General features: G+C 64.8%; 24 protein-coding genes. 13 read left to right on the top strand and 11 right to left on the bottom strand.

Translation table 11 applies throughout. The features are described 5' to 3' along the window. The first annotated feature begins 42 nt into the window (after nt 1–42). The 7 genes from mscL (at nt 43) to ACSBOX_RS00550 (ending at nt 7019) form a co-directional block, all read left to right on the top strand. Complete coding sequence (mscL, locus tag ACSBOX_RS00580) at nt 43–474, top strand: large conductance mechanosensitive channel protein MscL (protein ID WP_442544322.1); 432 nt, start codon at nt 43–45, stop codon at nt 472–474. A gap of 121 nt (nt 475–595) precedes the next feature. Next, a complete protein-coding gene (locus ACSBOX_RS00575) occupies nt 596–1450 on the top strand; it encodes an ACT domain-containing protein (RefSeq protein WP_442544321.1) in 855 nt (284 codons plus the stop codon). A 429-nt stretch (nt 1451–1879) separates the two neighbouring features. Beyond that, nucleotides 1880–3223: an MFS transporter gene (locus tag ACSBOX_RS00570; protein ID WP_442544320.1), complete on the top strand. Its 1344-nt coding sequence runs from the start codon at nt 1880–1882 to the stop codon at nt 3221–3223. Nucleotides 3224–3325: 102 nt separating this feature from the next. Next, nucleotides 3326–4009: a GntR family transcriptional regulator gene (locus ACSBOX_RS00565; RefSeq protein WP_442544319.1), complete on the top strand. Its 684-nt coding sequence runs from the start codon at nt 3326–3328 to the stop codon at nt 4007–4009. Continuing rightward, nucleotides 4006–4836 carry an aspartate/glutamate racemase family protein gene (locus ACSBOX_RS00560; protein WP_442544318.1) on the top strand — a complete coding sequence of 277 codons (831 nt, stop codon included), beginning with the start codon at nt 4006–4008 and terminating at the stop codon, nt 4834–4836. Before ACSBOX_RS00565 ends, ACSBOX_RS00560 begins: the two co-directional genes overlap by 4 nt. A 7-nt stretch (nt 4837–4843) precedes the next feature. After that, nucleotides 4844–6277, top strand: a complete 1434-nt coding sequence (locus ACSBOX_RS00555) for an amidohydrolase family protein (protein ID WP_442544317.1) — start codon at nt 4844–4846, stop codon at nt 6275–6277. A 7-nt stretch (nt 6278–6284) separates the two neighbouring features. After that, on the top strand, nt 6285–7019 hold the full coding sequence (locus ACSBOX_RS00550; protein ID WP_442544316.1) for a maleate cis-trans isomerase family protein: 735 nt from the start codon (nt 6285–6287) through the stop codon (nt 7017–7019). 16 nt (nt 7020–7035) lie between these two features. On the opposite strand, the gene ACSBOX_RS00545 is transcribed toward ACSBOX_RS00550, so the two are convergent. After that, nucleotides 7036–7239 carry a cold-shock protein gene (locus ACSBOX_RS00545; protein WP_078107248.1) on the bottom strand — a complete coding sequence of 68 codons (204 nt, stop codon included), beginning with the start codon at nt 7237–7239 and terminating at the stop codon, nt 7036–7038. Nucleotides 7240–7387: 148 nt separating this feature from the next. Here ACSBOX_RS00545 and ACSBOX_RS00540 point away from each other — a divergent pair, with 148 nt between their 5' ends. Beyond that, the gene (locus ACSBOX_RS00540) at nt 7388–8167 is read left to right on the top strand and encodes an SDR family oxidoreductase (protein WP_442544315.1); all 780 of its coding nucleotides are present in this window, start codon (nt 7388–7390) and stop codon (nt 8165–8167) included. Between the two features lie 4 nt (nt 8168–8171). On the opposite strand, the gene ACSBOX_RS00535 is transcribed toward ACSBOX_RS00540, so the two are convergent. Then, nucleotides 8172–9218, bottom strand: coding sequence for an iron ABC transporter substrate-binding protein (locus tag ACSBOX_RS00535; protein ID WP_442544314.1), 1047 nt, complete (start codon nt 9216–9218; stop codon nt 8172–8174). A gap of 207 nt (nt 9219–9425) precedes the next feature. Here ACSBOX_RS00535 and ACSBOX_RS00530 point away from each other — a divergent pair, with 207 nt between their 5' ends. The 4 genes from ACSBOX_RS00530 (at nt 9426) to ACSBOX_RS00515 (ending at nt 12279) form a co-directional block, all read left to right on the top strand. Next, nucleotides 9426–10229 carry an isocitrate lyase/PEP mutase family protein gene (locus ACSBOX_RS00530; protein WP_442544313.1) on the top strand — a complete coding sequence of 268 codons (804 nt, stop codon included), beginning with the start codon at nt 9426–9428 and terminating at the stop codon, nt 10227–10229. Between the two features lie 144 nt (nt 10230–10373). After that, complete coding sequence (locus tag ACSBOX_RS00525; protein WP_442544312.1) at nt 10374–11027, top strand: hypothetical protein; 654 nt, start codon at nt 10374–10376, stop codon at nt 11025–11027. Between the two features lie 55 nt (nt 11028–11082). Further along, entirely contained in the window at nt 11083–11517 is a 435-nt protein-coding gene (locus ACSBOX_RS00520; protein ID WP_442544311.1) for an SRPBCC family protein, read from the top strand. Between the two features lie 93 nt (nt 11518–11610). Next, on the top strand, nt 11611–12279 hold the full coding sequence (locus ACSBOX_RS00515; RefSeq protein WP_442544310.1) for a hypothetical protein: 669 nt from the start codon (nt 11611–11613) through the stop codon (nt 12277–12279). Nucleotides 12280–12344: 65 nt separating this feature from the next. On the opposite strand, the gene ACSBOX_RS00510 is transcribed toward ACSBOX_RS00515, so the two are convergent. Genes ACSBOX_RS00510 through ACSBOX_RS00490 form a run of 5 tightly spaced genes read right to left on the bottom strand, consistent with a single transcriptional unit; the run spans nt 12345 to nt 16703 of the window. Beyond that, entirely contained in the window at nt 12345–12725 is a 381-nt protein-coding gene (locus ACSBOX_RS00510; RefSeq protein WP_442544309.1) for a RidA family protein, read from the bottom strand. A gap of 53 nt (nt 12726–12778) precedes the next feature. Further along, nucleotides 12779–13543: an amino acid ABC transporter ATP-binding protein gene (locus ACSBOX_RS00505; RefSeq protein ID WP_442544308.1), complete on the bottom strand. Its 765-nt coding sequence runs from the start codon at nt 13541–13543 to the stop codon at nt 12779–12781. After that, nucleotides 13540–14463, bottom strand: coding sequence for an amino acid ABC transporter permease (locus tag ACSBOX_RS00500; RefSeq protein ID WP_442544307.1), 924 nt, complete (start codon nt 14461–14463; stop codon nt 13540–13542). Before ACSBOX_RS00500 ends, ACSBOX_RS00505 begins: the two co-directional genes overlap by 4 nt. Nucleotides 14464–14475: 12 nt before the next feature. Beyond that, nucleotides 14476–15411 carry an ABC transporter substrate-binding protein gene (locus ACSBOX_RS00495; RefSeq protein WP_442544306.1) on the bottom strand — a complete coding sequence of 312 codons (936 nt, stop codon included), beginning with the start codon at nt 15409–15411 and terminating at the stop codon, nt 14476–14478. Further along, on the bottom strand, nt 15408–16703 hold the full coding sequence (locus ACSBOX_RS00490; RefSeq protein WP_442544305.1) for an alpha-hydroxy acid oxidase: 1296 nt from the start codon (nt 16701–16703) through the stop codon (nt 15408–15410). Before ACSBOX_RS00490 ends, ACSBOX_RS00495 begins: the two co-directional genes overlap by 4 nt. A gap of 128 nt (nt 16704–16831) precedes the next feature. Here ACSBOX_RS00490 and ACSBOX_RS00485 point away from each other — a divergent pair, with 128 nt between their 5' ends. After that, a complete protein-coding gene (locus tag ACSBOX_RS00485) occupies nt 16832–18517 on the top strand; it encodes a PucR family transcriptional regulator (protein ID WP_442544304.1) in 1686 nt (561 codons plus the stop codon). A gap of 233 nt (nt 18518–18750) precedes the next feature. Here ACSBOX_RS00485 and ACSBOX_RS00480 read toward each other — a convergent pair whose 3' ends face one another. From ACSBOX_RS00480 to ACSBOX_RS00465, 4 genes are all read right to left on the bottom strand, one after another. Further along, complete coding sequence (locus ACSBOX_RS00480; RefSeq protein WP_442544303.1) at nt 18751–22176, bottom strand: fibronectin type III domain-containing protein; 3426 nt, start codon at nt 22174–22176, stop codon at nt 18751–18753. 279 nt (nt 22177–22455) lie between these two features. Beyond that, on the bottom strand, nt 22456–23838 hold the full coding sequence (locus tag ACSBOX_RS00475; protein WP_442544302.1) for an NAD(P)(+) transhydrogenase (Re/Si-specific) subunit beta: 1383 nt from the start codon (nt 23836–23838) through the stop codon (nt 22456–22458). Beyond that, on the bottom strand, nt 23835–24179 hold the full coding sequence (locus ACSBOX_RS00470; RefSeq protein ID WP_442544301.1) for an NAD(P) transhydrogenase subunit alpha: 345 nt from the start codon (nt 24177–24179) through the stop codon (nt 23835–23837). Before ACSBOX_RS00470 ends, ACSBOX_RS00475 begins: the two co-directional genes overlap by 4 nt. After that, a complete protein-coding gene (locus ACSBOX_RS00465; RefSeq protein WP_442544300.1) occupies nt 24179–25369 on the bottom strand; it encodes a Re/Si-specific NAD(P)(+) transhydrogenase subunit alpha in 1191 nt (396 codons plus the stop codon). The genes ACSBOX_RS00470 and ACSBOX_RS00465 overlap by 1 nt, the downstream gene beginning before the upstream one ends. Nucleotides 25370–25376 lie beyond the last annotated feature (7 nt).

Below are 25376 nucleotides of genomic sequence, written 5' to 3'. Positions count from 1 at the left end.
TTCCGGCCACCTCACCCGTACCCATTCACCGGAGGTCATTCCATGCTCAAAGGTTTCAAGGACTTCGTTCTTCGCGGCAACATTATCGAGTTGTCCATCGCCGTCGTCATCGGCACCGCCTTCACCGCCCTGGTCGCAGCGTTCACCACCAACATCATCAACCCGGTTATCGCAGCCGCCGGCGGAGTCAACGCGCAGGGACTGGGCTTCTCCATTTGGCCTGACAACGCGAAGACCTTCGTCAACTTCGGCGCCGTCATCACCGCGTTCGTCACCTTCCTGATCACGGCCGCCGTGGTGTACTTCATCTTCGTGGCGCCCATGAACAAGATCAACGAACTGACCAAGCGCCGCGCCTCCATCGAAGAGCCCGAGGACGAACCGCTTCCGGCCGACACCGCCCTGCTTGTTGAAATCCGCGACCTCCTGACGGAGCTCAACGCCGCCAACAAAAGCGACGAGAGCGCCCGCTAAGTTCGGGCCCTAGGGCCAGTTCGGCGCATCCGGTCGGCGCCGAACTGGTCCCGCTCAGGGCTGCCCAAGATCGTGACGCAGGCGCAATCCGCCTGAAACAGGGTTCGGGCACGATGGTGCCATGAAGCCGAACAAGAGGACTTCCGTTACCGCTGAGCTCTCCTGCGAAGTGTGCGGCCAGATGCCCGAGGCTCCGAAGGCCAGGGTCACCGTGGCCCAAATCGCGGTGATGCTTCCCATCGAACTTCTTGTCCACGCCATTGTGGTTGAAACGCAACTGCCTTACCTGGCCAAGGTGCTCCTCCTGACCGTGACCGCAACGGTCCTGGTCATTTGGGTTGCCGAGCCCTCCGCGGCCAGGATCCTGCGGCGCTGGATCCACGCGCCTGCCCTCCGCCATCGCAGGAAGCTCCATTCGGCACCGGCGCTTTGGCGGGCGAGGACTGTGCTCCGCGACCAGCCAGGTTCCCTCCAACGCATCACCCACTCGCTGGCCCGGACGAACATCAACATCCTCAGCATCCATGTGCACCCCATGAATGGGACCGTCATGGACGAATTCGTGCTGTCTGCCCCCGGCCACCTCGGCGAGCAAGAGCTACTGGCAGCGCTCGACGACGGCGGCGGCCGGGATTCGCATGTGTGGCCTACCACTGCACTCGCCATGGCGGACGGCCAGACAAAGGCCCTGAGCCTGGCTGCCCGGATCGCCGGCAACCCGCACGAACTGCCGCTGGCGGTTGCGGAACTCCTCTCGGCGAAAATCGTCACCCCGGACCCTGAAGGATCGGCCGCCAGGGCGCGCGCCGCCGTCGGGCCCTCCACGACGCTCCTCAAGATTCCGACCGCATGGCACGGGCCGCTCCTGTTCTCCCGACCGGACGAACCGTTCACGCCGGCGGAATCGGCACGCGCACATCGGCTTGCCGAGCTGGCGGAAATCCTGGCGCACACCCGGAGAGGCAGCCGACCCTGAGCAGCCCCGCGCCGAGATTTCGACACCCTAAACGCCTCGTGACCCGGAAAATGCCGATCGACACCGGTATTCCAGCGTCGCAGGGTATTTTCCGCGTCGCGTAGCCATTTGCGCGTCGGTATCCCATCCGAGGCACCTTCGCGCACGCCGCCGCCCGGGACCAAGCCCGGCCAGCACTCGGTCACATTCTGTTTCTTCGCTTTGTATACCAAAACTCTTGACAGTGCGCCGGGTCACATCTACTTTTGATTTTGGGATCCCAAGGCGGGATCCCAAATCGAACTCAGCGGACCGGCAGCGTCCCTCCTCCCAGAAAGAGGACCGGCCGCTACAGTTGCCGCCGGCGTGAGTCCAGCTGCCGAGGCAACCCGCACCCAGCTCAACAATTCAAGACTTCCCCGCTCCTCAAACTCCCCCGAAGGAGAAACTGTGTCTCTCCAAAACACCGAAACAGAAGCGCACAACGTCGAAGGAAAAGCAGAAGGAAAGGACGGCGTGCAGCGACGCACGAGTGTCCGCTGGAGGCTCTTCGTCCTGCTGCTGATCCTGGTAGCCGTCAACTACATCGACCGTGGCTCCATCTCTGTGGCGTTGCCCATCATCCAAAAGGAATTCAACCTCGCACCGGAACTCGTCGGACTCCTCCTTTCGGCGTTCTTCTGGACCTATGCCCTCATGCAGATCCCGGTCGGCTTGCTCATCGACAAGTTCGGGCCCCGCAAGGTCGTCACGGCGTCGTGCATCGGCTGGGGTGCCGCAACGGCGGCATCCGGCCTGGCCGGCGGCTTTCTCAGCATGTTCATCGCCCGCCTGGGTATCGGCGTCGCCGAGGCTGGAGTCATGCCGGCCGGCGGCAAACTCAACGCCATCTGGATGCACAAGAAGGAGCGCGGCCGCGGCGCCACGATCCTCGACGCAGGCGCCCCGCTCGGCGCCGGCCTGGGCGGCATCCTCATCACCTGGCTCATCGCTTCAACGGGCAGCTGGCGCTACTCGTTCATCATCGCCGGCGCCGCGACGGTCCTCATGGGCTTGGCTGTCTGGTGGTACGTCCGCGACAATCCCCGCAACCACAAGGGCGTCAACGACGCCGAGGCCGCCTACATCGAGGCCTCCCACGCCGAAGAAGACGCGGAAGCCAAGAGGGACGGTGTCAAGGGCAAACGCGCGCTCCTCCCCTACCTGAAGTTCCGCTCCTTCTGGGCCATGTGCTTCGGCTGGCTCGGATTCAACGGCGTGTTCTACGGCCTGCTGACCTGGGGCCCGCTCTACCTGGCCCAGGCCAAGGGCTTCAACCTGAACGCCATTGGCTGGTCCACCTTCGTGATCTTCGGCGCAGGCTTCGTCGGTGAAATCCTTGGCGGCACCATCGCCGACAAATGGCGTGCGGCCGGAGCCTCGGCAAACAAGGTAATGCGCACCCTGCTGGGCATCTCCAGCGTCGTGGTGGTTGGCGGCCTGGTAGGCGTCACCATCGTGGCCGACCCGACGACGGCGGTTGTCCTGCTGTCCGTGGTCATGTTCTTCCTCCGCTGGGTCGGCCTGTTCTGGAGCATTCCCGCCATCCTGGGCGGCCGAACCAACTCGGGTGTCCTGGGTGGCGCCATGAACTTCAGCGGCAACATCTCAGGCTTCGTCACCCCGATTGTGGTAGGCCTGATTGTCGGGGCCACGGGTTCCTACACCTGGGCGCTCCTGTACTTTGTCGGTTCCGCGATCATCATGGGCGTCTCCGTGCTGACGCTGGACTACGGCAAACGACTTCCGGTCTAACTCGCCTGACCGGACTGGCCGGACGGTCCTGAACCACCGCTAGGCCAGACGCAGCCGGGGCAGCCGGGCGCAATGACTCAAGAGAACACGAATGGAGCAAAGATGCTGATTGCAGATGAAACCCCCGCCACGGACCGCCCCCTCCGGGAAGCCGTGCGGGACACCATCCGTTCGCGAATCTTCGAGGGTCATTACGCGCCCGGCACCCGGCTGGTGGAGCGGGATCTCGCCGCCGAATTCAACGTGTCGCGGCTCCCTATCCGCGAAGCCCTCCGCATGCTGCGCCAGGAAGGCCTCATCCAGGACCGCGCCGCCCGCGGTGCCGAAGTGGCGGGGCTGAGCCCCAAGGACGTAGAGGACCTTTTCGACGTCCGCCAGTCACTCGAAGTCCTCGCCTGCCGCCTGGCAGCGGCCCGCGCCACGGACACGGACCTCACACACCTGGCAGGGCTCCTCGATGAGGCCGATCGCTTCCTGGCGAAAGGCTCCATCCTCGAGGCGCACCGCGCCAACAGCGAATTCCACGATGCGATCACGGCCATCGCCAACAACGATTTTCTCCGCACCGCGTTGGAACCGCTCCAAGGGCGCATGCACTGGCTTTTCCGGCACGTGGACGACCTGCCGGAACTCATCCAGGAGCACCGCGAACTCTATGCCGCCATCGCCAGCGGCGATCCCGAGCGCGCCGCAACCCAATCGGCGTCGCACATTGGAAAGTACCGCGAGCAGTTCCCCCGGAACGAGCCCGCCACGGAACTCAAATTGCAAGGCAAACGACCATGAAATTGCTAGTTATCAATCCCAACATCAGCGCGGATGTCACCGCGCTGATCGACGCCGAAGCCCGCCGCTCGGCGGGAACTGACACCGAGCTGATCGTCAGGACCGCCGGACATGGCGTCGAGTACATCGAGACCCGTTTCGAGGCCCTCATCGCAGCCGGAGCCGTCGCCGAAATCATCGCCGAGCACTCTTTCTCTCCCGACGAAGGCGCCGATCCCGAAGCGGACCGCATCGACGGCGTCGTGGTTGCAGCATTCGGGGACCCCGGGATGCCAGCGCTCAAGGAACTCACCGACGTGCCGGTCATCGGCATCACGGAAGCCGCACTCTGCGCCGCGGCCCTGCAGGGCCAACGCTTCTCCATCATCGCCATTTCGGACCGCATCACCGCTTGGTACAGGGATTGCGTGGAGCATTTCGGACTTGGCAGCCGTCTCGCCTCGATCCGTTCCATCAACCAGAGCCTCAACGGCATCGGCACCGTGCAGCAGGATTTCAAGGAAACCCTCCTGGCACTGAGCCGGCAGGCGGTCGCGGAGGACGGCGCCGACGTCGTCATCCTGGCAGGTGCGCCGCTTGCCGGACTCGCGCGCGAGCTCGAAGGACAGATCCCCGTGCCCGTGGTGGACGGAATCTCCGCCGGGATCCGCATGACCGAAGCGGTCGTGGCCCTGCAATCCGGCTTCCACCGCCAAGGCGCTTTTGCGCCGCCGCCCGTCAAGCATCGCCAGGGACTGTCCGAAAACCTCGACGCCGCCCTGACCGTCATCCAGTCCGCCGCTCGCGCCTCAGTTACCGGCACCGTCGGCGCCCCCGCCGGAAAGTAGGATCACCGTGACCATCCCCGATCTCGTCATCGCCCACGGCACCGTGGTCAACAGCTTCGGCCGCCAGGGCGCCCACATAGTCGTCGACGCCGGCCGCATCACCCAGCTCATCGACGCCGCGGAGCCGGTCCCCGCCGCCTCACGCACCATCGACGCGTCCGGCAAGCTCGTGATCCCCGGCGGCGTGGACGGCCATTGCCACGTGGCCCAAGTGACCGGACGCCTCCGCACCTTGGATGACTACCGGACCACCTCGACGGCGGCACTGTGGGGCGGCACTACCACCATCATCGATTTCGGTATTCCGCGTGACGCCCAGGAATCCCCGCTGGACGCCGTCCTGAACAAGAAGCGCTTGGCCGCCGAGTCCCGCTGCGACGTCGCGCTGCACGGTTCGGTGGTCAGTTGGGACGAGACCGTGCCTTGGCAGCTGGAGCAGCTCGCGGCCGAGGGCGTCCGTTCGGTGAAGATGTACACCACCAACCGCGGCTCCACCATGGCCGACGGCGACACCATCCTGAAGGTCATGCGCGAAATGGTGCGCCTGGACGGACTGACCTACATCCACGCGGAGCACGATCCCATCATCGCCGACTGCACCGAACAGCACGCCGCGGATGGCCGGATCGGCATCGGGCACCTGCATTCCACGCGGCCCGAGCTCGCCGAGGAAATCTCCGTCAAAGAGACCCTCGCCATGGCCGAGTACACCGGTGCGCCCGTCTACTTTGTGCACCAGTCGACGCCCGGGGCGGTGGATCTGGTCACCGAGGCCCGCGGTCGCGGCCAGGAAGCCTACTCCGAGACCTGCCCGCACTACCTGACGCTGGATGACACCGTCTATGGCTCAACATTCCCCGAATGGTACGCGTGCTGCCCGCCGATGCGCAGTGCCGAAACCGTAGCCGCGCTGAAGGAACGCCTCGAAGCCGGAGCCATCCACACCGTGTCCTCGGACCACTCCTGCTACGACCTCTCACAAAAGCGCGAGCGCACCGACGATATCCGCTTCATGCCGCACGGGCTGCCCGGCGTCGAAACCAGAATGCCTGTCACCTTCACCGCGATGGCACCCAACAGCACGGTGGAGGACTTCGTCGAGGTCTTCTCGGCCGGCCCCGCGCGGATCAACGCCGTGCCAGGCAAGGGCACCATCGCGGCAGGGTTCGACGCCGATCTGGTCATCTTCGATCCCGCCGAAGAACGCGAGGTCGACGGCGGCGCGCTCCACATGGGAACGGACTTCTCGCCTTTCGAAGGCAAGACGCTGAGCGGCTGGCCCGCCGTCGTCGTCTCCGCCGGACGCGTGGTAATCGACGACGGCGGTTTCCACGATCCCGGCCCCGTGGGGCGTTTCGTTGCCCGCAACGGCTTCGCAGCCCACCGCGATGCGGGGCCCGCTCGAAAATCGCCCTCTGTCCCCGTCACCGTTTCCGCCTAGGAGAACCATGCCTTCCGCACACCGCCCCACCCGCATCGGCATGATCGTGCCATCGTCCAACACCTGCCTGGAGCCGCAGAGCTATCCGATCCTGGGTGACCGCCAGGACGTCACCATCCACTTCACGCGGATTCCGGTTACCCGGATTGCGCTGGACGATTCCTCGGACAAACAGTTTGATCCGTCGGTCATGAGGGAGGCCGCCGCGTTGCTTGCGACGGCGGACGTCGACGTCATCGCGTGGAACGGAACCTCCGGTTCCTGGCTCGGTGCCGCCCACGACGAAGCCCTGGTCCGGGAAATCACGGAGGCCACCGGGATCCCGGCCACGACCTCCACTTTGGCCTACCTGGAAGCCTTCAAGGCGTCCGGCACGGCGAGGATCGGCATGTTCACGCCCTATACAGGGGACGTGAACCAAGCCGTCATCGAGTCATTTGCGCGCGAGGGAATCGAGACGGTGGACCACCGCCACCTGGACCTCAGCGACAACGAGTCCTTCGCCCGGGTCACGGACGCGGAAATGCTGCCGGGGTCCTTGGAACTTGCCGCCTCGAACCCGGACGCGCTCATTTATTTGTGCACGAACCTTTACGGCGCCAACATCACCGCGGAAGTGGAGGAAACCACCGGAGTGCCGGTGCTGGATTCCGTAGCGGTGACGCTATGGCACTGCCTCAAGCTTGCCGGGGCGCCGTTATTGGCACCCACGTGGGGCCGGCTGCTTGCAGAACTGCCTTAGGAAAAGTGCCCTACTGTCACAGGGGATGGATGTTCTCCGCCTGGGGGCCTTTCGGGCCCTGGACGACGTCGAACTGGACCCGCTGATTCTCGTCCAGTGATCGGTACCCACTCGAGGCGATTGCTGAGTAGTGGGCAAAAACGTCCGCCGAACCGTCGTCGGGGGCAATGAAGCCGAAACCCTTCTCGGCGTTGAACCACTTGACAATACCTGTTGCCACGGCCATGTTCCTTCTCTGAATCTGACTGGCCATCGGCTTCAAACCCGATGCCCCCGGACGCATACGTCCGCTTCCTCAAAGCTACGTGGCGGGGTTCGGGGGCGCAAGGATCCGCGTTGACTGATTGGAATCTTCCTAGAATCGAACCATGACTATGCAGAGCCACTCGAAAGTCGTAGTTGTCACGGGGGTCGGCCGACGGCGCTCAATCGGGGCGAGCCTCGCGGTCGGTTTGGCGCGCGACGGCTGGGACCTCGCCCTCAACTATTGGCGACCGTACGACGATCGGGTCGGACTGGAGCGCAACGCCGACGATCCTGAGTCCATCGCCAGCGAATGCCGCGCGTTGGGAGTCGCCGTCGAGCTCGTTCCGGGCGACTTGAGCGATCCAGCGGTGCCGGCTGAGCTCATCAGGGCCGCAGGAACTCTCGGCCCGATCACGGCTTTGGTCATGTCGCACTGTGAATCCGTGGACAGTTCGATCCTGACGACCGGCCTCGAGAGCTGGGACCGCCACTTCGCCGTCAACGCCCGCGCGACGTGGCTCCTCATCAAGTCGTTCGCGGAGCAACTTCGGGGGCCCGTTGTTCCGGGCGACGTCGGCGGCCGGATTGTCGCTTTGACGAGCGATCACACCGTTCACAATCTGCCATACGGAGCGAGCAAGGGAGCCCTGGACCGCATCGTCACCGCAGCCGCCGTTGAGCTGGCAGATCTGGGTGTGCGTGCGAACGTGGTGAACCCGGGCCCGATCGACACTGGATGGATGGACGACACGACACGCAGCCGGGGCATTGGGGCGACCCCGGCCGGCCGGCTCGGCACGGCCGAGGACACCGCGGACCTCGTCAGATTCCTGTTTTCCGAGCAGGGCTCGTGGATGAATGGCCAGATTCTTTACAGCAACGGGGGCTTCAAGGTCGGCTGACCCGTTAGAGCAGCCCGACCTTGGTCATCAGCTCGGTGACCTTCTCGCTGTTGAGCTTGGCGGGGTCCACCGAAGGTGCCTGGAGATCCTTGAGGGGCACGAGCTTGGAATTGGCCGGTACGTCGGAACCAACGGTGTACTCGAAAGAGTCACCGTTCTGGAGGACCTGCTGACCTGCTTTGCCCGTGATGAACTTCAGGAACTCCTGCGCTTGGGCCTGCTTCTTGCTGGACGCCAGAACAGCGCCGCCCGAAACGCTGACGAACGCACCAGGGTCCTGGTTCTTGAAGTAGTGAAGAGCAACGTTCTTGCTGTTTTCCCCGGTCTGGGCCTGGTCCACGAAGGAGTAGTAGTGGTACAAAACTCCTGCATCGACCTCGCCTGCGTTCACAGCCGCGAGCACCGGGGTGTCGTCCTTGTAGGACTTGAAGTTGGACTTGGCCGCCTCCAGCCATTTCTGGGTAGCGTCTTCCCCCTTGAGCGCAAGCATCGCGCTGACGATGGCTTGGAAATCGGCTCCGCCTGTGGACGCGCCGATGCGGCCCTTCCATGACGGATCCGCGAGGTCCATCAAGGACTTGGGGAGCTGGTCCTCGCTGAGCTTGGTCTTGTTGTAGGCCAGCACGGTGGAGCGGGCCGCAATGCCCGTCCAGTCGCCGGTGGAGGGCCGGTACTGCGCGGGGACTTGGCTGAGGGTCGCCTGGTCCACCGGGGCAAGCAAGCCGGCACTCGCGATGCGGACCATCGCCGGGGAGTTTTCAGTGAGGAAAACGTCCGCCGGGGAGTTCTTGCCTTCCTCGCTGAGCTGGTTGCTCATTTCAAGGTCGTCACCATTGCGGAGCGTAACCTTGATTCCCGTCTCCTTGGTGAAGGCGGCCACCCATGCGCCGGTGAGGTTCTCATGCTGCGCGTTGTATACGACGATGCCGTCGCCGGATGCCGCGGAACTACCGCTTGCGGTACCGCTTGGTGCGCCGCTGCACGCCGAAAGGGCCAGCAGCGTGGCCGTGGCGGCGGCAAGGACCGTAGCGGATTTGATGCCGAATTTCATGGGGGCCTTTCGGTTTCAGGCTGGGACCGGAATGGTTGGGGTAGCCGCGCCCTTCACGCTGGGCAGCCCGACGAGTCGGGGCCGAACGGCAGCGTGATAGGCAAGGCAATCCTTACTCTAATAACAACATGCCATTGTTGCGTAATTCGCAGCGTGCTGCGGACGTCTGTTACAACAGCTGGACAGAACGGGTGCCAGAATGAAGGAATGCCCAACCCTCAGCAGTCCCAGTCCCAGAAGGCTGAGCTCTTCCGCTCGCTTCACGTTCCCGGCAAACCGTTGGTCCTGAGCAACGTGTGGGATTCTGTCAGCGCCCGCACCGTCGCTTCAGCCGAGGGTGTGCGGGCTTTGGCCACGGCAAGCCATGCGATTTCCGAAATGCACGGCGTCCGCGACGGCGAAAACCTGGACCTCGAAACCGTGATCCGCTGGGCCCGCATCATCAGCACCTCGGTGGACCTTCCGGTGTCGATCGATTTTGAAAAGGGATACGCTCCGACGGCGGACGGGGTGGCGAAAAACGTCCGGCGACTCCTTGAGGAGACGCAGGCAGCGGGCCTCAACATCGAGGACACACTAGACGCGGACGACACGCTCTATTCGCTGGCCGAGGCATCAGATCGAATCTCCGCCGCACGTCGCGGAGTGGAAGAAAGCCAAGTGCCGGCCGTCATCGCGGCCCGGGTGGATGCTCTCGTCGTCGAGCCGGAAAACTGGGACGGCGCAATCGAACGCGCAAACGCCTACCTCCTGGCCGGCGCCGACCTGGTGTTTGTCCGGAGGCTGGCGACGGAGGCTCAGGTAGCGCGCGCGCTCAACGACATTGACGGCCCGCTCTCTGTCATATGCAATCCACGCAGCGTTCCCCTGTCCCGCCTTGCCGAGCTCGGCGTGGCCCGCGTCAGTTTTGGTCCGGCGATGATGGGCCTGGCGCAGTCAGCACTCTCGTCTGCCGCGGCGACTGTGACAGCGCTCGGCGAATATCCGCCCGCGCTGTCCTTCCCCGTGTAATCACCGGCAGGCGAAATCTTCACACTGCCGGCGTAAGGAAACCATTAAGGACCGACGCCGGCCGCTCCGTTTGGTGGTCTGATGAAGGCAGGACGCAACGCCTATCCGGGCTTCGGACTGACCCTCCGTAGGAGCTGATTCACCGTGAAACACACCGACCCCAGCAATGGAACCGCAGACGACGCCGAGCTTGCCGGCGCGGATCCGGCAGACTACGTCGTGGTCGATGAGCTCGGTGATTTCACCTACTATCCGTCCAAAGCCGCCATGCTCAAGGATCTTGAGTACGTTGAGGAGGCGGCCAGCATCCTGGACCGGGCAGGCAACAACTTCCACTTGACGTTGGAAGAGGGCCGGAAGCTGAACCTGGGCTCCTCGTTCGGCCGGGTCGAATTCACGTGGCTCCGCCAAACCTGGATCACTGACCGCCGCCGGGAACCGCAAGCGCATCGGCTGCTGCGCCTCTACCCCACAACGCTGGATGCCCTTCTGGGCGGAATTTTCGAAACCCTCACCCTGGAGGTCCCCGGCAGCGCCACCATTTCGCCTTGGCTCGTGGAAGTGGAGGGAGAGGAGACCCGCCCCGCGACGCTCAGGGACGTCGATGCCTTCCTCGCACGGCTCGATCACCTTGAACAGGTAACTGTGCGCGACCCCTTCGGACACGACTACCGGCCGATTCGTCACTCACCGCACCGCCTCCACGCCCCCGGCGCCGGGAAGATCTACTACGTGGAGATTGAACCCCACGGTGGAGAGGCCGGGAACGCTCCCAAGCTTTCCGAAAACTTGCCCTGAGCTCCTCAGATATGGGATTTCCGCCCGGTAGATGCGTTCTGCGATAGTTGGGGACATGGTGAACGTCCAGACCGAAATACTGATCCAGCGGCCCCGTGAGATCGTGGCAAGTTATGCTTCCGACCCGGACAACGCGCCGGTCTGGTACGTGAACATACGATCTGCACAGTGGCAGACGCCGAAGCCGCTCGCGGTCGGATCCCGGGTTGCCTTCACCGCACGATTCCTGGGCCGAAATCTGGACTATGTCTACGAATTCACCGAGCTTGTCCCCGGCCAGCAGCTCACGATGCGCACAAGCCAAGGTCCTTTCCCGATGCGGACCACCTACACCTGGTCCGATGAGGATGGTGGCACCCGCATGACCCTCCGCAACACAGGTGAACCCTCCGGGTTCTCTGCGCTTGCAGGCATCGTCATGGCCCCAATGATGCGCGCGGCAATGCGCAAGGACCTGGAGAACCTCAAGAAAATCCTCGAAGCCCGCTAGAACGACGGCACCCGAACCCTCCAATACAGCCGCGAATCGCGGCCGCATTTATTCGATGCAATTGCTGGCGAATTTCCTCTGTCGCGTGCAAGGATGACCCATACGATCGCCGCGGTCCACATTGGGGGAAACTTGACCGAAAATACCAACCTGCCGGAAAACACGAAGCCCGGCAGTTCCGAAAACGGCGCATCGCAGCGTCCACAGCCTGAGTTCGGAATGGGCGCCCCGGGTGCCTCCGGCCCGCAGGTTCCCTCTTGGCATCCCGAAGCCAACCAAGCCCAGGCACCAGCATGGCCGCCCGCCCGCCCGATTCGAACCGCCGAAAACGTGGGCCGGGGTGCACTTTTCGCCCTCCCGGCCCTCCCGATCGGCGTCGTCCTGTGGCTCGTCATTTGGAATTTTGGCTGGATGTCCTCACTGGTCACCTTCGCCGCCGCCGCGATGGCGGCCCGTTTCTATGTCATGGGAGCCGGCGGCCTCAGCCGAAAAGGCGTGTGGGTGATAGCGGGCATCACGGCTGCTACCGCGATTTTGTCTTTCGTAGCCGGAATCTGGCTCGATGCCGCCAAATACATCACCAGCCAGCCGCTTTCTTTGATCACCAGCTCCGAGCCTTGGGACCTGATGAACTACAACCTGGCGAACAACCCGAATTTCGTGAAGGGGTACATGGGCGACTTCTTCATGGCTCTGCTCTTCGGCGCCTTGGGCTGCTTCTTCACGCTCCGACGCATGTTCGCCGCCACGAGGAACAGCTAAGCGCGCAGCAGGAAGCGGCGGCCGCGAACATTCGCGGCCGCCGCTCCCACCATTAGCGTTGGGCCCTAGGGCACGACGGCGACCACGTCGATCTCGACGAGGAAGTCACCCAGGAATGAACCCACCGTTGTCCGGGCCGGGTAGGGGATTTCGACGAACTTTTCGTAAACGGCATTGAATCCGGCAAAGTCGCGGCCCGGATGGTGCAAGTGCACCGTTGCTTTGACGACGTGGGAGAAGTCCAGTCCGTGCGCGGCCAAGACGGCTCCCAGGTTCTTCATGGCCTGGAGCGTCTGCTCTTCAATGGTGGTTCCCACGGTGTCACCGCTAACAGGGTCGTGTGGGGTCTGGCCAGCGGTGTAGAGGAAGCCGTTGGCGGCGATCGCTTGGGAGTAGGGACCGGCCGGGCCGGGTGCGAGCTCGGTGGTTATTTGCTTACGGGACATTGGATTGGTTCCTTTCCGGTGCCGGGCGTTGGCCGGCCGGGGTGGCAGATGTCTTAGAGGACTTTGGACAGGAAGGCCTGGGTGCGTTCGTGCTGCGGGTTGCCCAGGACGTCCTCAGGCCTGCCGCTTTCAACAACTACCCCTTGGTCCATGAAGACCACTTGGTCGCTGACTTGGCGCGCGAAGCCCAGTTCGTGCGTGACCACCACCATGGTCATCCCGGCTTCGGCCAGGGACTTCATGACATCGAGCACTTCGCCCACAAGCTCCGGGTCCAGCGCCGAGGTCGGTTCGTCGAAAAGCATGAGCTTGGGCTTCATGGCCAGTGCGCGGGCGATCGCGATCCGTTGTTGCTGCCCGCCGGAGAGCTCCTGGGGATAGGAATGCCCCCGGTTGCCGAGCCCTACCCGGTCCAGCAAGGCCTGGGCTTCCACGACCACTTCGCTTCGGGAGCGTCCCAGGACGTGTATCGGCGCTTCCACGACGTTCTCCAGGACTGTCATGTGTGGGAAGAGGTTGAAGCGTTGGAAGACCATCCCTGCGGTCAGCCGGGAACGGGCGGTCTGCCGTTCCTTCATTTCGTAGAGGCGTCCGTTCCGTTCGGAGTAGCCGACCAGGTGCTCGTCGACGTACAGGCGTCCGGCGTCGACCTTCTCCAGATGGTTGATGCATCGAAGGAAAGTTGTCTTTCCGGAGCCCGACGGGCCGATGAGGCAGGTGACGGAGCCCCGTTCGACCTTCAGGTCAATGCCCTTGAGGATTTCCGTCGAACCGAAGCTTTTGCGGACTCCTTGGGCTTCCACCATCGCGGTTGTCATCGTGCTGTCCTTGTCTTGAGCCGGCGCGTCCGTCGCGGTGCGGCGTCGAAGCCGCGGCCGTACCGTCGTTCGAGTTTGCTTTGGAAGAAGCTCAGGATTGTCGTCATGAGCAGGTACCAGAGGCTCGCGACGATGAGCAGCGGGATGGTCTGGTAGTTGTTGGCGTAGATGATCTGCGCGGAATACAGCAGGTCGGAGATGGCCAGGACGCTGACCAAGGCGGTGCCTTTGAGCATCGAAATGACCTGGTTGCCGGTGGGTGGGAGGACCACGCGCATCGCTTGCGGGAGGATGACGCGGCTCATGAGCTTGCTGCCGTTCATGCCGAGTGCGCGGGCGGCGTCGTACTGGCCTTTGTCCACGGATCCGATGCCGCCCCGGATGATCTCGGCCATGTAGGCGGCCTCATTCAGGGACAATCCGAGCAACGCCGCACCGAGCGGAGAGACGAGGACGTTGGCCGAACCAAGGACCACGGAGGGGCCGCCGAAGGGCAATCCGAAGGCGATCACGGGATACAGGGCGGCAATGTTGTACCAGAAGATCAACTGCACCAGCAGCGGGGTTCCGCGGAAGAACCAGATATACGCCCGGCTGATGGTGTTGACGATCGGGTTGGCCGAAAGCCGCATGATCGCCAGGACAGTGCCAAGGGAAATGCCGACGCTCATGGAAACCACGGTGAGGAGGATCGTGAGGCCGGCTCCCGTGATGATCTGCGGGGCGAAGAGATAGGAGGCGACGACGTCCCAGTGGTACCGCTGGTTTACCGCCACGTCCCACGCTGCACTGAAGGCGACAAGGATGAGGACGACGGCGATTGCCAGGCGGACGGGGTGCCGGAGCGGCACCACGGGGATGGAGTCTCCCGGGGCCGCGGAAACGCTTTGCCTTGTGTCGGAAATGGAGTGTTGTTGCATGATGGTCACCTCTTATTGGGCGAAGTTGACGCGGGCGTCGGTAATGGCGCTGGACTCGAGGCCGTACGTCCCGAGGACCTTGGCGTAGGAGTCACTCTTGATCACGGCGTTGAGGGCCGCAGAGACGGACTTGACCAGGCCGGAGTCCTTCGGCATGCCGACACTGACCGGCGCGAAGCCGTATTTGGCGGCGATCTCGATCTGCGGGTTCTGGGTCGCGGCGAAGTTCAGGATGGGCGAATCAGCAAGCACGGCGTCGAGGCGGCCGCTGGTCAGGGCCGAAATGGCCTGGCGGGTGTCCTGGAACTCGTTGGTCTGGATCTTGTCCTTGCCGCCGTCCGTGCACGATTTGTCGAACCCGGGGACGTCGACTGTGAGCTGGTAGGAGCCGGTCAGGACTCCGACCTTCTTGCCACAAAGCGCCTTTTCATTGAGGCCCAGCGGATTACCCTTCGCCACTGCGACGGTGCTGCCCATCTGCATGTAGTCGACGAAATCCAGGACCTTCATGCGCTCCGCCGTCGGGGTCATCGAGGAGACGGTCATGTCATACCGCCCGGCCGCGATCCCCGGGATGATGGAATCGAAATTGGCCACCTGGATCTCGACCTTCACTCCGAGCGCCTCTCCGATAAGCCGAGCGACATCGGGGTTGGCACCCGTCATCTCCTGGGTGCCTTCCCGGTAAAACTGGGTCGGCGGCTCGTTCGTGGGGATGGCCACGCGCAGGACCTTGCTCGCCTTAATGGATTCCGGCAGCAACTGCGCAGCGGCCTGGTTGACGTCGAGAGCGGGGACGCTCGCGTCCTGCCCGGGTGCGCCGCCTGGCGACACTGCCGAGGTGGCGGACGTTGCCGGGGAGCAAGCGGTCACGGCAAACAACAGTGCTGCGGTTGCGACGGCGCCGGTAACACCGAGCCTGGGGCGTTTCATGGTTGGGGATTTCATCGGGAGGACCTCGTTTCTGCGTAGGCCATCTGGGCCTCGGGGGTGGGGGTGATGCCTGGGAATGCCTCGCTGCGGTGCCGGATCAGGTCACGGCCTTCTTCCCGGAGTTCCTGGATCGTGGAGACTCCGAGGAGCATCATGGTGCGGGTGATTTCGGCCGCGAACAGTTTCAGGACGTGGGCTACTCCGGCTTGGCTTGCGGCTGCCAGTCCGTACAGGTAGGGGCGGCCGATGGAGCAGGCGTCGGCTCCGAGGGCGATGGCCTTGACGACGTCGGAGCCGCGGCGGATGCCGCCGTCGACGATGATTTCGAGCCGGCCAGCCACCTTCCCGGCAATCTCCGGAAGCACATCGAGCGGCGATGCCATGTGGTCCAGTTGCCGGCCGCCATGGTTGCTGACCTGGATGGCGTCGATACCAAGTTCGGCCGCGAGGACGGCGTCCTGCGGATTGACGACGCCCTTGAGGATGATGTGACCGTTCCAGCGCGACCTCAGGTCACGGATGTCGTCCCAGTCCGTCGGTTCGTAGGACCCGGCCAGGAGGGTCCGCCACATGTCGGGACTGCTGGAGAGCGGGCCTTCGGGAATCTCGGCGTCGAGATTCGGGAACGCGATCGCATCGTTGGCCAGGAACCCAAAAGCCCACCTGGGATGCAGCGCCCCTTCGACGACAGTCTTGGGCTTGATCGACGGCGGCGCGGTGAATCCATTGCGGTAGTCCCGTTCCCGGTGGCCGATCGCCCGGCAATCGACGTTGACCAGAAGCGCTTCGTACCCGGCATTCGACACCCGGTCCAGAACGCCTTGGAGGAGGCCCTTGTCCGCGGTCGGCTCGATATTGAACCATCGGCGAAGGCCCGGGGTGGCGGCACTGACGTCCTCCATGGTGGTGGTGCTCAAGTGTGCCAGTCCGTAGGGGACCCCTGCTTCAAGGGCAGCGCGAGCGACGGCGGTCTCGCCGTCGGGGTGGAAGAGCCGGGTGCCGCCGGTGGGCGAGAGCGTCAACGGCATCGCGACCGGGCCGCCCAGGAGGGTTGACCCGAGGTCAAGATGCTCCACCGAGCCCCACTTCGGGAGGAAGGCCCAATCGTCGAAGGAGGAGCGGTTGCGCTTCAGGGAGGCCTCGTCCTCGCCGCCGCCCTCGATGTAATCGAACACGCTTCCCGGAAGGCGCTTCGCGGCCAGTTTCCTCATGTCCTCGACGCTGTAGCAGCGCCGGGACAATCGCTCGGACACGGACCGGGCGGGTCCCTGCACCGAGGCCAGCGCCCTGATGTCCTTGAATCTCATTTTTCTGATCCTCTGTTTTTTGGGGGAATTCTCTTTCGGTACCTTCCTCAATGGTGATGTAGATCTCTCCCCTTCTACATGTCGATTCCTCCATAAGATCTCCTTGCAGCATGTGATATCTTCCAAGCATGGATACGAAGGAAGGGCGCCGCGCAGAGCCCGATCTCCAGGCCGCCGTCGTGCGACTGTCCGATTGCATCCAGCTCATGCAGGCCGATTTGGTGCACGCGAATCCCACCCCGGACAACCTCGGACATCCCGTCTCGGACGTACTCATGTACGACCCCATGGACGAATGGGCCAGCATCGACGGCAGGATCATCCTCGCCGTCGGACTCAAGTGCGGTTCGCCGGATTTCGACCAGCTGCTCCACCGGGCGTCGAACAGCAACGCGGCCGGAGTCATCGTCAAGGCCCATGGGGCGCCCTTGGAGGAGCTGCGCTCTGCCGCGATCCGCCACGACCTTGCTGTCCTCATCGCACCTGACGCAGCCGATTGGACACGGCTCGTGGCACTGGCCAGGGCATCAGTCATGGGCGCGGCAGTGGACTCGGTGTCCGGCGTCCGCCTCGGAGACCTTTATGCGTTCGCCAACGCCGCCGCCTCCATCACCAACGGCGCGGCCAGCATCGTGGATCCGCTCGGCAGGATCCTCGGTTACTCCACCCTGCCCGGCCAGCCCATCGACGAGCTTCGCCGCGTCACCACGCTCTCGCTGCAGGAGATCAAACCGCCGGCATTCGACGTGGACTTCAAGACCGTTTACGCGTCCGGCCGGGCCGTGCTCATCCCCGGAATCGATGAGGAGATGGCCAGGCTGGCCCTTGCCGTGAGGGCCGGTGGAGAACTCCTTGGCTCGATCTGGATCATCGACCCAGGCGAGGACAAGCGGGAAGCGGCCCTTGAGGCACTCGACAGGATGGCACCGCTGGCCGGATTGCACATGCTCCACGCCCGCTCTGCTTCCGACTTCGGGGAACGCCGGAACGGCGACCTGATCCGGACCCTCATGGAGGACCCTGGTCACGCTCCCTTTGCCGCGGCCCAACTCGGGCTCGAATCCTCGGGTGGGCTCGCCGTCGCGGCCTTTTCCATCGTCCGGCCCGAAACAGGCAGCCTGGAGTCGGTGCGTGAAATCCATCGCTTGCTGCACTTGGTGACCACTGTCTGCAACGTCCAGTTCAACGCCAGCCACAGCGCCCTCATCGACTCGGTGGTCTACGCGCTTCTGCCCTCCGACGGCGCCACCTCAAGGGCAATCCACCGGCGTGTGGTCCATGAAATCGGAGCCTACGGCCACACGATCAGCTCCTATCCGATCATCGCTGCCGTCGGCGGGATCGCAGCCCGCGTGGAGGAGCTGCCAGGATCCCGGTCGGAAGCCGTGCAGACACTCCAGTACCTGCTCCACCAGCAATCGACGAAGCCTGATCCCGCGGGCTCTCCCTCCGTCGGGCTGTTCGAGGACTACAGGATCCCCCTGAATCTGCTGAAGGTCGGGGCGTTCATCAGCGAGAGCGGATTTGCCGAGCTCGACGACATCGCGAAAATCCAGGCCTACGACGCCGAACAGCAGACCGACTATCTGGACACCTTGCGGGCGTACATGGCCTCGAACGGAAGTATCTCCGCGATGGCGGCCAGCCTCCACGTGCACAACAACACCGTCCGGTACCGGATCTCGCGCTTGGCCAAGGACTTCGGCCTCGATCTGGACGACCCGCAGAAGCGGCTCTGGCTGTGGCTGCGCCTCACCACCATGGACCTCGCGGCTGAAGCGGAATGGCCGGTAGCGTCAACAACGTCCAAGTAGCGGGGAGTTGGTTCAGCCGTTGGTGAGGGTGACGTCGTCGAGGTACATCCAGGGCCGGTCAAGTCCTTCCCGGATTGCCTTCGCCCGGACGTGGGATTCTGCTCAATCATTCGAATGGACAAATTCCGGGCCCGCGGAGTCAAGGGGCCGGCACCTTTGGCGAAGGGAGTGATCCAGCAGAATGCGACGGTGTCCCTCTCGCGCTCACGTTTGTCCTACAGCCCTCGGCGGATTCAGCCGTTGGTGAGGGTGACGTCGTCGAGGTACATCCAGGTGTCGTCGGCGGGGGTGGAGCCGTCGAGGTGGACGTTGAACCAGAGGGTGATGGTCTGGCCTTTGTAGGCGGTGAGGTCGGCGGTGAGCTGGGTCCAGGTGCCGTTGTCATTGCAGAGTTTGAAAAGACTTCCCAGGGTGGTGCCGCTAGTAGATCGGACTTGTGCTTCCATCCAGTCGTATTGGCAGGCCGTGCCGGAGCAGACGTCTTCCTGGCTGTGGGGCTGGTACCAGAAGGACAGGGTGGTGGTTCCCGTGGCGGGGATGGTGATGGTCTGGGACAGGTTGCTGTCTCCGAGGGGTTCGGCCCCGGAGGCCAGGCCCAGGAGCGCGGAGCCGGTGCCCGTGTGGGCGATGGTGGAGGCCACCGGTGCCCTGACGCCGCCGGCGATCCATGAGCTGAGCCCGGATTCGAAGCCGCCGTTGATGATGGCCGAGCTGGTGGTTCCGGTCGGGGTGACCGGTGCGGACGCGGTCGACGCCGGGGAGGTGCCGATCGCGTTGGTGGCGGTGACGGTGAAGGTGTAGGCGGTGCCGTTGCTGAGCCCGGTGATGTTGGTGCTGGTCGCGGGCGGGTTTCCGGTGATGGTGACCGGGGCCAGGGTGGTGGTGCCGGTGTGCGGGGTGATCGTGTAGGAGGTGATCGGGGAGCCGTTGTTGGCCGGGGCGGTCCAGGACACGGCGGCGGAGGCGTTGCCCGCGGTCGCGGTGACCCCGGCGGGGGCGGCCGGTGCCGTGGAACCCGCGGTGGGCGTGACGGGGAGGGAAGCGGTCGACGCCGGGGAGGTGCCGATGGCGTTGGTGGCGGTGACGGTGAAGGTGTAGGCGGTGCCGTTGCTGAGCCCGGTGATGTTGGTGCTGGTGGCGGGCGGGTTGCCGGTGATGGTGACCGGGGCCAGGGTGGTGGTGCCGGCGTGCGGGGTGACCGTGTAGGAGGTGATCGGGGAACCGCCGTTGGCCGGGGCGGTCCAGGACACGGTGGCGGAGGCGTTGCCCGCGGTCGCGGTGACCCCGGTGGGGGCTGCGGGTGCGGTGGGGGTGGTCTGGTTGTTGGTGATGGCGACGTCGTCGAGGTACATCCAGGTGTCGTCCGCGGGGCTGGAACCGTCGAGGTGGACGTTGAACCAGAGCACGACGGTCTGGCCGTTGTAGGCGGAGAGGTTCGCGCTGAGCTGGGTCCAGGTGCCGTTGTTGTTGCACAGTTTGAACAGGCTGGCCAGGACGGTGCCGCTGGCGGTGCGGACTTGTGCTTCCATCCAGTCGTAGCGGCAGGCGGTGCCGGTGCAGGTCTCGTCGGCGGTGTGCGGCTGGTACCAGAAGGACAGGGTGGACGTCCCGGAAGCCGGCATCGTGATGGTCTGGGACAGGGTGCTGTCCCCGAGCGGTTCGGCCCCGGAGGCCAGGCCCAGGAGCGCGGAGCCGGTGCCGGTGTGGGCAACGGTGGAGGCCACCGGTGCCCTGACCCCGCCGGTGGTCCAGGAGCTGAGCCCGGATTCGAACCCGCCGTTCACGACGCCGGGAACCGGTGCGGTCGGTGTCACGGGCGCCGAGGCCGCGGACGGCGCGGACGTCCCGACGGCGTTCGTCGCTGTGACGGTGAACGTGTAGGCGGTGCCGTTGGTGAGGCCGGTGACGGTCGCCGTCGTCGAGGGCGGATTACCGGAGACCGTCACCGGAGCCAGGGCCGTGCCGCCGGAGGAAGGCGTCACGGAATAGGAAGTAATCGGGGACCCGCCGTTGGCAGGCGCGGTCCAGGACACCGCCGCGGACGCGTTGCCCGCCGTCGCAGCCACCCCGGTCGGGGTCCCCGGAACTGACGGAGCCGTGGGGGTGACGGGCGCCGACGCGGCGGACGGCGCGGACGTCCCGACGGCGTTCGTGGCGGTGACGGTGAACGTGTAGGCGGTGCCGTTGCTGAGGCCGGTGACGGTCGCCGTCGTCGAGGGCGGATTACCGGAGACCGTTACCGGAGCCAATGCCGTGCCGCCGGAGGAAGGCGTCACGGAATACGAAGTAATCGGGGACCCGCCGTTGCCCGGAGCCGTCCAGGACACCACCGCGGACGCGTTGCCCGCCGTCGCGGCCACACCGGTCGGCGCGGCCGGCGCCGTCGAGGCAGCGGGACTGACATCGATCATCGAGTAGTCATCCGTGGTGATCGAGCCGTTGGATTGGATGTTCAGTCCGTAGCTGATACCGGAGGCGCCTGCCGGAAGCGCAGGTGTGGTCCAGGTGATCTGGGTCCAGTTGCTGCTCGCGTTGAACAACGGGCTTGCCGTCCAGTAGGTCCAATACCCCGTTCCGGTGCGGTAGTAGACCTCGAATTGGGTGATGACATTGGATTTATACCAGGCGCTGAGTTGATAGATATGGCCCGGAGTGCCCGTGGGTGAGCAGCCGCCAAGGTCCAGGGCCGGCAGGAGTTTCGCGTCACCGCTGACGTAGCCGCTCATGGTCAGCAGTTCCGCGTTGTTGCCCGTGTGGCCGGGCGAGACCACTGAGAAGCTGGGCGTGTTGGTGCCGTATCCGCCCGCGGCCCAGCACAGCGGGATCCCGCTGGTAAGCGTCTCGAGGCTCGGGTTCTGGATCATGTTGGTTCCCTGTGGTGGCGGCGGTGGCACCGGCGGGCCGGAGACGAGGGGCTGGACCGGGCCACCGATTACCTGGTCAACCGTCTTGACGGCAACGCTGCCTGCCGTCTGTTGTTGCGCCAGCCAGGAGGCGAATTGGTTGAACAGACTGGGGCTGATGGTGAGGGTCGGATCGGTCCCCACCGCGATGTGGTGGAACGTCAATTGAACCCAGCCGCCGCCGGCCGCCTGGGCCCTGGTGACGGAGTTTTCAAGGTTGGACAGCGTCCAGGTGCTGTCCACTTCCTCCGGCGCGGCGGTGTCATAAGGGTTGGCGGGCGGGATCGTCTCGGCAGCCGGTAGCCCGGGATCGTCCTTGCTGTAAAGGTCCCCGAGCCCGCGAGCGCTGTTGAAACCGCAATTCTTCACGATGGTCTGCACGGCAGGATCCAAGGAAGCGAAGGGGTAGGCGAAGCTGGTGACTTTGAAGCCCATGTTTGCCAGGGCAACACGGCCGTTGCACACCTGCCGGGTCACTTCATCCGATGTCAAGGTGACCAAGTCGGGGTGCGTGACGGTGTGCCCGGCGATCTCATTGCCGTCCGCATAGAGCTGCTGCAGGTTCGCCGACGTGAAATAGCTCGGCTGATCGATCCATCCGGAGACTGTGTAGAAAGTGCCGTGAAGCCCCAGGTTCTTCATGGTGGTAGCGGCGGTCAATTGGTCCGCGTTGCTGTCATCAAAAGTCAGGGAGATGATGGTGTTCGCAGCCGCATGCGCCGGCAACGCAAAGCCACTAAGGAGTGCAAGGACCATTGCCGCGCACGCTCCGACGGCGGCCCACCGGACCCGGAAGCGCCGCTTAACCGTCTGCTCATGCGTCGAGGAACCAGCCACTCCACTCACCGTCCATTCGAAGCCGGGGCAACCGTCAAGGATGGGAGCATTCCCACCCTAGGTCTTCGGGAATGATAGGGCGATGAATCCGGCCACGTCTTGAGTGGGCTCACCCGGCCGGCAGCAGCTGCGGGCCGCGATCCTGAGTGTGCTCACCTGATTCGGCGGTAGAGAGGCTCGCGAGCAGCCTCGGGTTGGTTAACTAAGCTTGAGCGCCTTGACCGCACTCAACACCTTGGTGAGGGATTCCTTGGCGTCCCCAAACAGCAGCGTGGTCTGGGGTTCGTACATGAGTTCGTTCTCGATACCCGCGAATCCCGGACGCATGGAGCGCTTCAGGAAGACTACTTGGCGCGCATCGGCCACTTCGAGGATGGGCATGCCGTAGATCGGCGAACCCACGGTGGTTTTCGCCGCGGGATTGACGACGTCGTTCGCACCGACAACCAGGGCCACGTCGGCCGTCCGGAATTCCGAGTTGATCTCGCCCATTTCCTTGAGGGACTCATACGGCACATTGGCTTCGGCAAGCAGGACGTTCATGTGCCCGGGCATGCGGCCGGCCACCGGGTGGATCGCGAAATCCACGTCGATCCCCCTCGCCTCCAAGGCGAGGGCCAGCTCCGCCGCCGTGTGCTGCCCCTGGGCCACGGCAAGGCCGTAACCGGGAACGATGATGACCCGTTGTGCATAGCCAAGGAGCACGGCCACGTCTTCCGGGCTGGAAGAGCGGACCGGGCGGTCGCTCACCGCCGTCGACCCCGCCGTCGAGCCGCCCTTGAACGCTCCGAAGAGGATGCCCGCAACACTGCGGCCCATGGCCGCAGCCATAGCCCGGGTGAGGATGGTGCCCGAAGCGCCCACCAACGTGCCGGCCACAACCAACAGCACGTTGCCAAGCACCAAGCCCGAGGCGGCCACGGCGAGGCCGGTGAAGGCATTCAGCAAGGAGATGACGATCGGCACATCCGCGCCGCCAACCGGGAGCACAAGCAGCACGCCCGCCGCCAGACCGAGCAGCAAAAGCACCAGCGCGAGCGCGATGGAACCACTGAAAACAACGGCGACGGCGACACCCACCGCCGCGAGCAGCACCGCTCCCATGAGGGTCGGCAGGCCCGGAAACACCACCGGGCGGGTGGTCATGAGCTCCTGGAGCTTGGAAAAAGTGATGGCGGAACCTGCGAACGACACTGCCCCCACCAGCAGCGTGAAGACAATGGCCACACGCACCCAGTGGTCCTCGGTGTGCGCGAGTTCCAGAAGCGCAACAAGCGCCGCGGCGCCGCCGCCCACGCCGTTGAACAGCGCCACGAGCTGCGGCATCTGGGTCATCTTGACTTGCCGCGCGACCGGCGCGGCCACGCCCGAACCGACCACCATTGCGCCCAGGATCCAGGGAACATTGTCCATCTTGACGGACATGAACACCGTGGCGACGGCGAGCGCCGCACCGAATGCGCCCACGAGGTTGCCTCGCCGGGCGGTTCGCGGGGAGTTGAGACCCTTGAGGGCGAGGATGAAGCAGACGGCAGCGGCGAGGTAGAGGAGCGAGGTCCACACCGGATCGATGGGTGTCATCGCGAACGCTCCTTCGACTCAGCCTCGATGCGCTCGGGCTTACCGCCGGGCGGCGGTGCCATGCGTTTACGGCCGCGGAACATCTCCAGCATGCGGTCCGTCACCACGAAGCCGCCCACCAGGTTGGCGGTGGCGAGGACGACGGCGAGCAACGCCACCGCGAGGACCCACGGATCCGAGGCCTGACCGGCGACGATGATCGCCCCCACCAGGATGATTCCGTGGATGGCGTTGGCCCCCGACATCAAGGGAGTGTGCAGCGTGCTGGAGACCTTGGAGACCACTTCGAAACCAACGAAGATGGCCAGGACGGTGATGGTGAGCAGGGCGATACCGTCCATCAGGAGACCCCTTCGTTGGCGGTGCTGACAGGTTCCGCCGTCTCGGCGGAGAGCGCCGCAAGGGCGTCCGCCGTCGGACCGTGCCGCACCTTGCCGTCGTGCGTCAGGCAAGCACCCGCCACCACCTCATCGCCGAAGTCCGGGACGACGGCGCCGTCACACGTCATCAGTGCCAGCAGGTTCGCGACGTTCTTCGCGTAGAGGCGTGATGCGTCCGCCGGCATGGCGGACGCGGCATCCTTCATCCCCACGAGAGTGACTGTGCCCTGGCCGTCCGCCGTCGGGATTTGAAGATCCAGGCCCGGCACCGAGCCTTCCACGTTGCCGCCGGACTCCGCGGCGAGGTCCACGACCACCGAGCCCGGGCGCATGTGCTGGACCATCTCGCGGCTCACCAGGAGGGGGGCCCGCCGTCCGGGGACCGCCGCCGTCGTGATGAGAACGTCCGCCTGGGCCACGTGCGGGGCAAGCAGCTCACGCTGCAGGGCGCCGCGATCTGCGCTGAGTTCGCGTGCGTAGCCGCCGGACGATTCGGCCGCCTCGACGTCGAGCTTGATGAAGGTGCCGCCCATGGATGCGACCTCGTCCGCCGAAGCGGGCCGGATATCGTTCGCAGAGACTCGTGCGCCCAGCCTCTTCGCTGTACCGATCGCCTGCAGGCCTGCCACGCCCGCACCGAGCACCAGCACACGGGCCGGGGGAATCGTTCCGGCGGCCGTCATGTAGAGCGGGAAGAAGCGCGGGAGGCGCATAGCCGCCTCGAGCACGCAGCGGTATCCGGCCACGAGGGCCTGGGACGTGAGCGCGTCCATGGATTGTGCCCGGGAAATGCGCGGCACCAACTCAAGCGCGAAGGAGGTCACGCCCGCATCGGCGAGCGCGCGGACGGTAGGAAGTTCCGACGACGGCGAGGCCAGGCCCACGGTGATGGCGCCCCGCCGCAGCGCGGCCGCCGTCGTGGCTTCGAGGGGGCGGACGTGCGCGTAGACGTCCAGTCGGGCAAGATCCAGGGCGGGGACGATGAGGGCGCCTGCCTTCCGGTAGTCCTCGTCGCTGTGGCCCGCGGCGGTTCCCGCTCCGCTTTCGACGACGACTTCCAGGCCGAGTCCGGCCAACTGCGTGACGGTCTCCGGCGTCGCAGCCACACGCCGCTCACCGTCCAGGCGTTCCCGAGCTATGCCAAGTTTCACCCGCGCT

This window comes from Arthrobacter sp. KN11-1C, from assembly GCF_052180225.1.
Lineage (GTDB): Bacteria > Actinomycetota > Actinomycetes > Actinomycetales > Micrococcaceae > Arthrobacter.
The sequence above is the reverse complement of the archived record's forward strand: the minus strand, read 5'-3'. Positions and strand labels throughout refer to the sequence as shown.

Coding starts and splice junctions, on each gene's coding strand:
- ACSBOX_RS00475 (WP_442544302.1), bottom strand. CDS start 23,838: ATGACACCCATCGATCCGGTGTGGACCTCGCTCCTCTACCTCGCCGCT.
- ACSBOX_RS00550 (WP_442544316.1), top strand. CDS start 6,285: ATGCCTTCCGCACACCGCCCCACCCGCATCGGCATGATCGTGCCATCG.
- ACSBOX_RS00515 (WP_442544310.1), top strand. CDS start 11,611: ATGACCCATACGATCGCCGCGGTCCACATTGGGGGAAACTTGACCGAA.
- ACSBOX_RS00575 (WP_442544321.1), top strand. CDS start 596: ATGAAGCCGAACAAGAGGACTTCCGTTACCGCTGAGCTCTCCTGCGAA.
- ACSBOX_RS00505 (WP_442544308.1), bottom strand. CDS start 13,543: ATGACAACCGCGATGGTGGAAGCCCAAGGAGTCCGCAAAAGCTTCGGT.
- ACSBOX_RS00535 (WP_442544314.1), bottom strand. CDS start 9,218: ATGAAATTCGGCATCAAATCCGCTACGGTCCTTGCCGCCGCCACGGCC.
- ACSBOX_RS00540 (WP_442544315.1), top strand. CDS start 7,388: ATGACTATGCAGAGCCACTCGAAAGTCGTAGTTGTCACGGGGGTCGGC.
- ACSBOX_RS00470 (WP_442544301.1), bottom strand. CDS start 24,179: ATGGACGGTATCGCCCTGCTCACCATCACCGTCCTGGCCATCTTCGTT.
- ACSBOX_RS00565 (WP_442544319.1), top strand. CDS start 3,326: ATGCTGATTGCAGATGAAACCCCCGCCACGGACCGCCCCCTCCGGGAA.
- ACSBOX_RS00520 (WP_442544311.1), top strand. CDS start 11,083: ATGGTGAACGTCCAGACCGAAATACTGATCCAGCGGCCCCGTGAGATC.
- ACSBOX_RS00485 (WP_442544304.1), top strand. CDS start 16,832: ATGGATACGAAGGAAGGGCGCCGCGCAGAGCCCGATCTCCAGGCCGCC.
- ACSBOX_RS00490 (WP_442544305.1), bottom strand. CDS start 16,703: ATGAGATTCAAGGACATCAGGGCGCTGGCCTCGGTGCAGGGACCCGCC.
- ACSBOX_RS00500 (WP_442544307.1), bottom strand. CDS start 14,463: ATGCAACAACACTCCATTTCCGACACAAGGCAAAGCGTTTCCGCGGCC.
- ACSBOX_RS00480 (WP_442544303.1), bottom strand. CDS start 22,176: ATGGTCCTTGCACTCCTTAGTGGCTTTGCGTTGCCGGCGCATGCGGCT.
- mscL (WP_442544322.1), top strand. CDS start 43: ATGCTCAAAGGTTTCAAGGACTTCGTTCTTCGCGGCAACATTATCGAG.
- ACSBOX_RS00495 (WP_442544306.1), bottom strand. CDS start 15,411: ATGAAATCCCCAACCATGAAACGCCCCAGGCTCGGTGTTACCGGCGCC.
- ACSBOX_RS00560 (WP_442544318.1), top strand. CDS start 4,006: ATGAAATTGCTAGTTATCAATCCCAACATCAGCGCGGATGTCACCGCG.
- ACSBOX_RS00530 (WP_442544313.1), top strand. CDS start 9,426: ATGCCCAACCCTCAGCAGTCCCAGTCCCAGAAGGCTGAGCTCTTCCGC.
- ACSBOX_RS00510 (WP_442544309.1), bottom strand. CDS start 12,725: ATGTCCCGTAAGCAAATAACCACCGAGCTCGCACCCGGCCCGGCCGGT.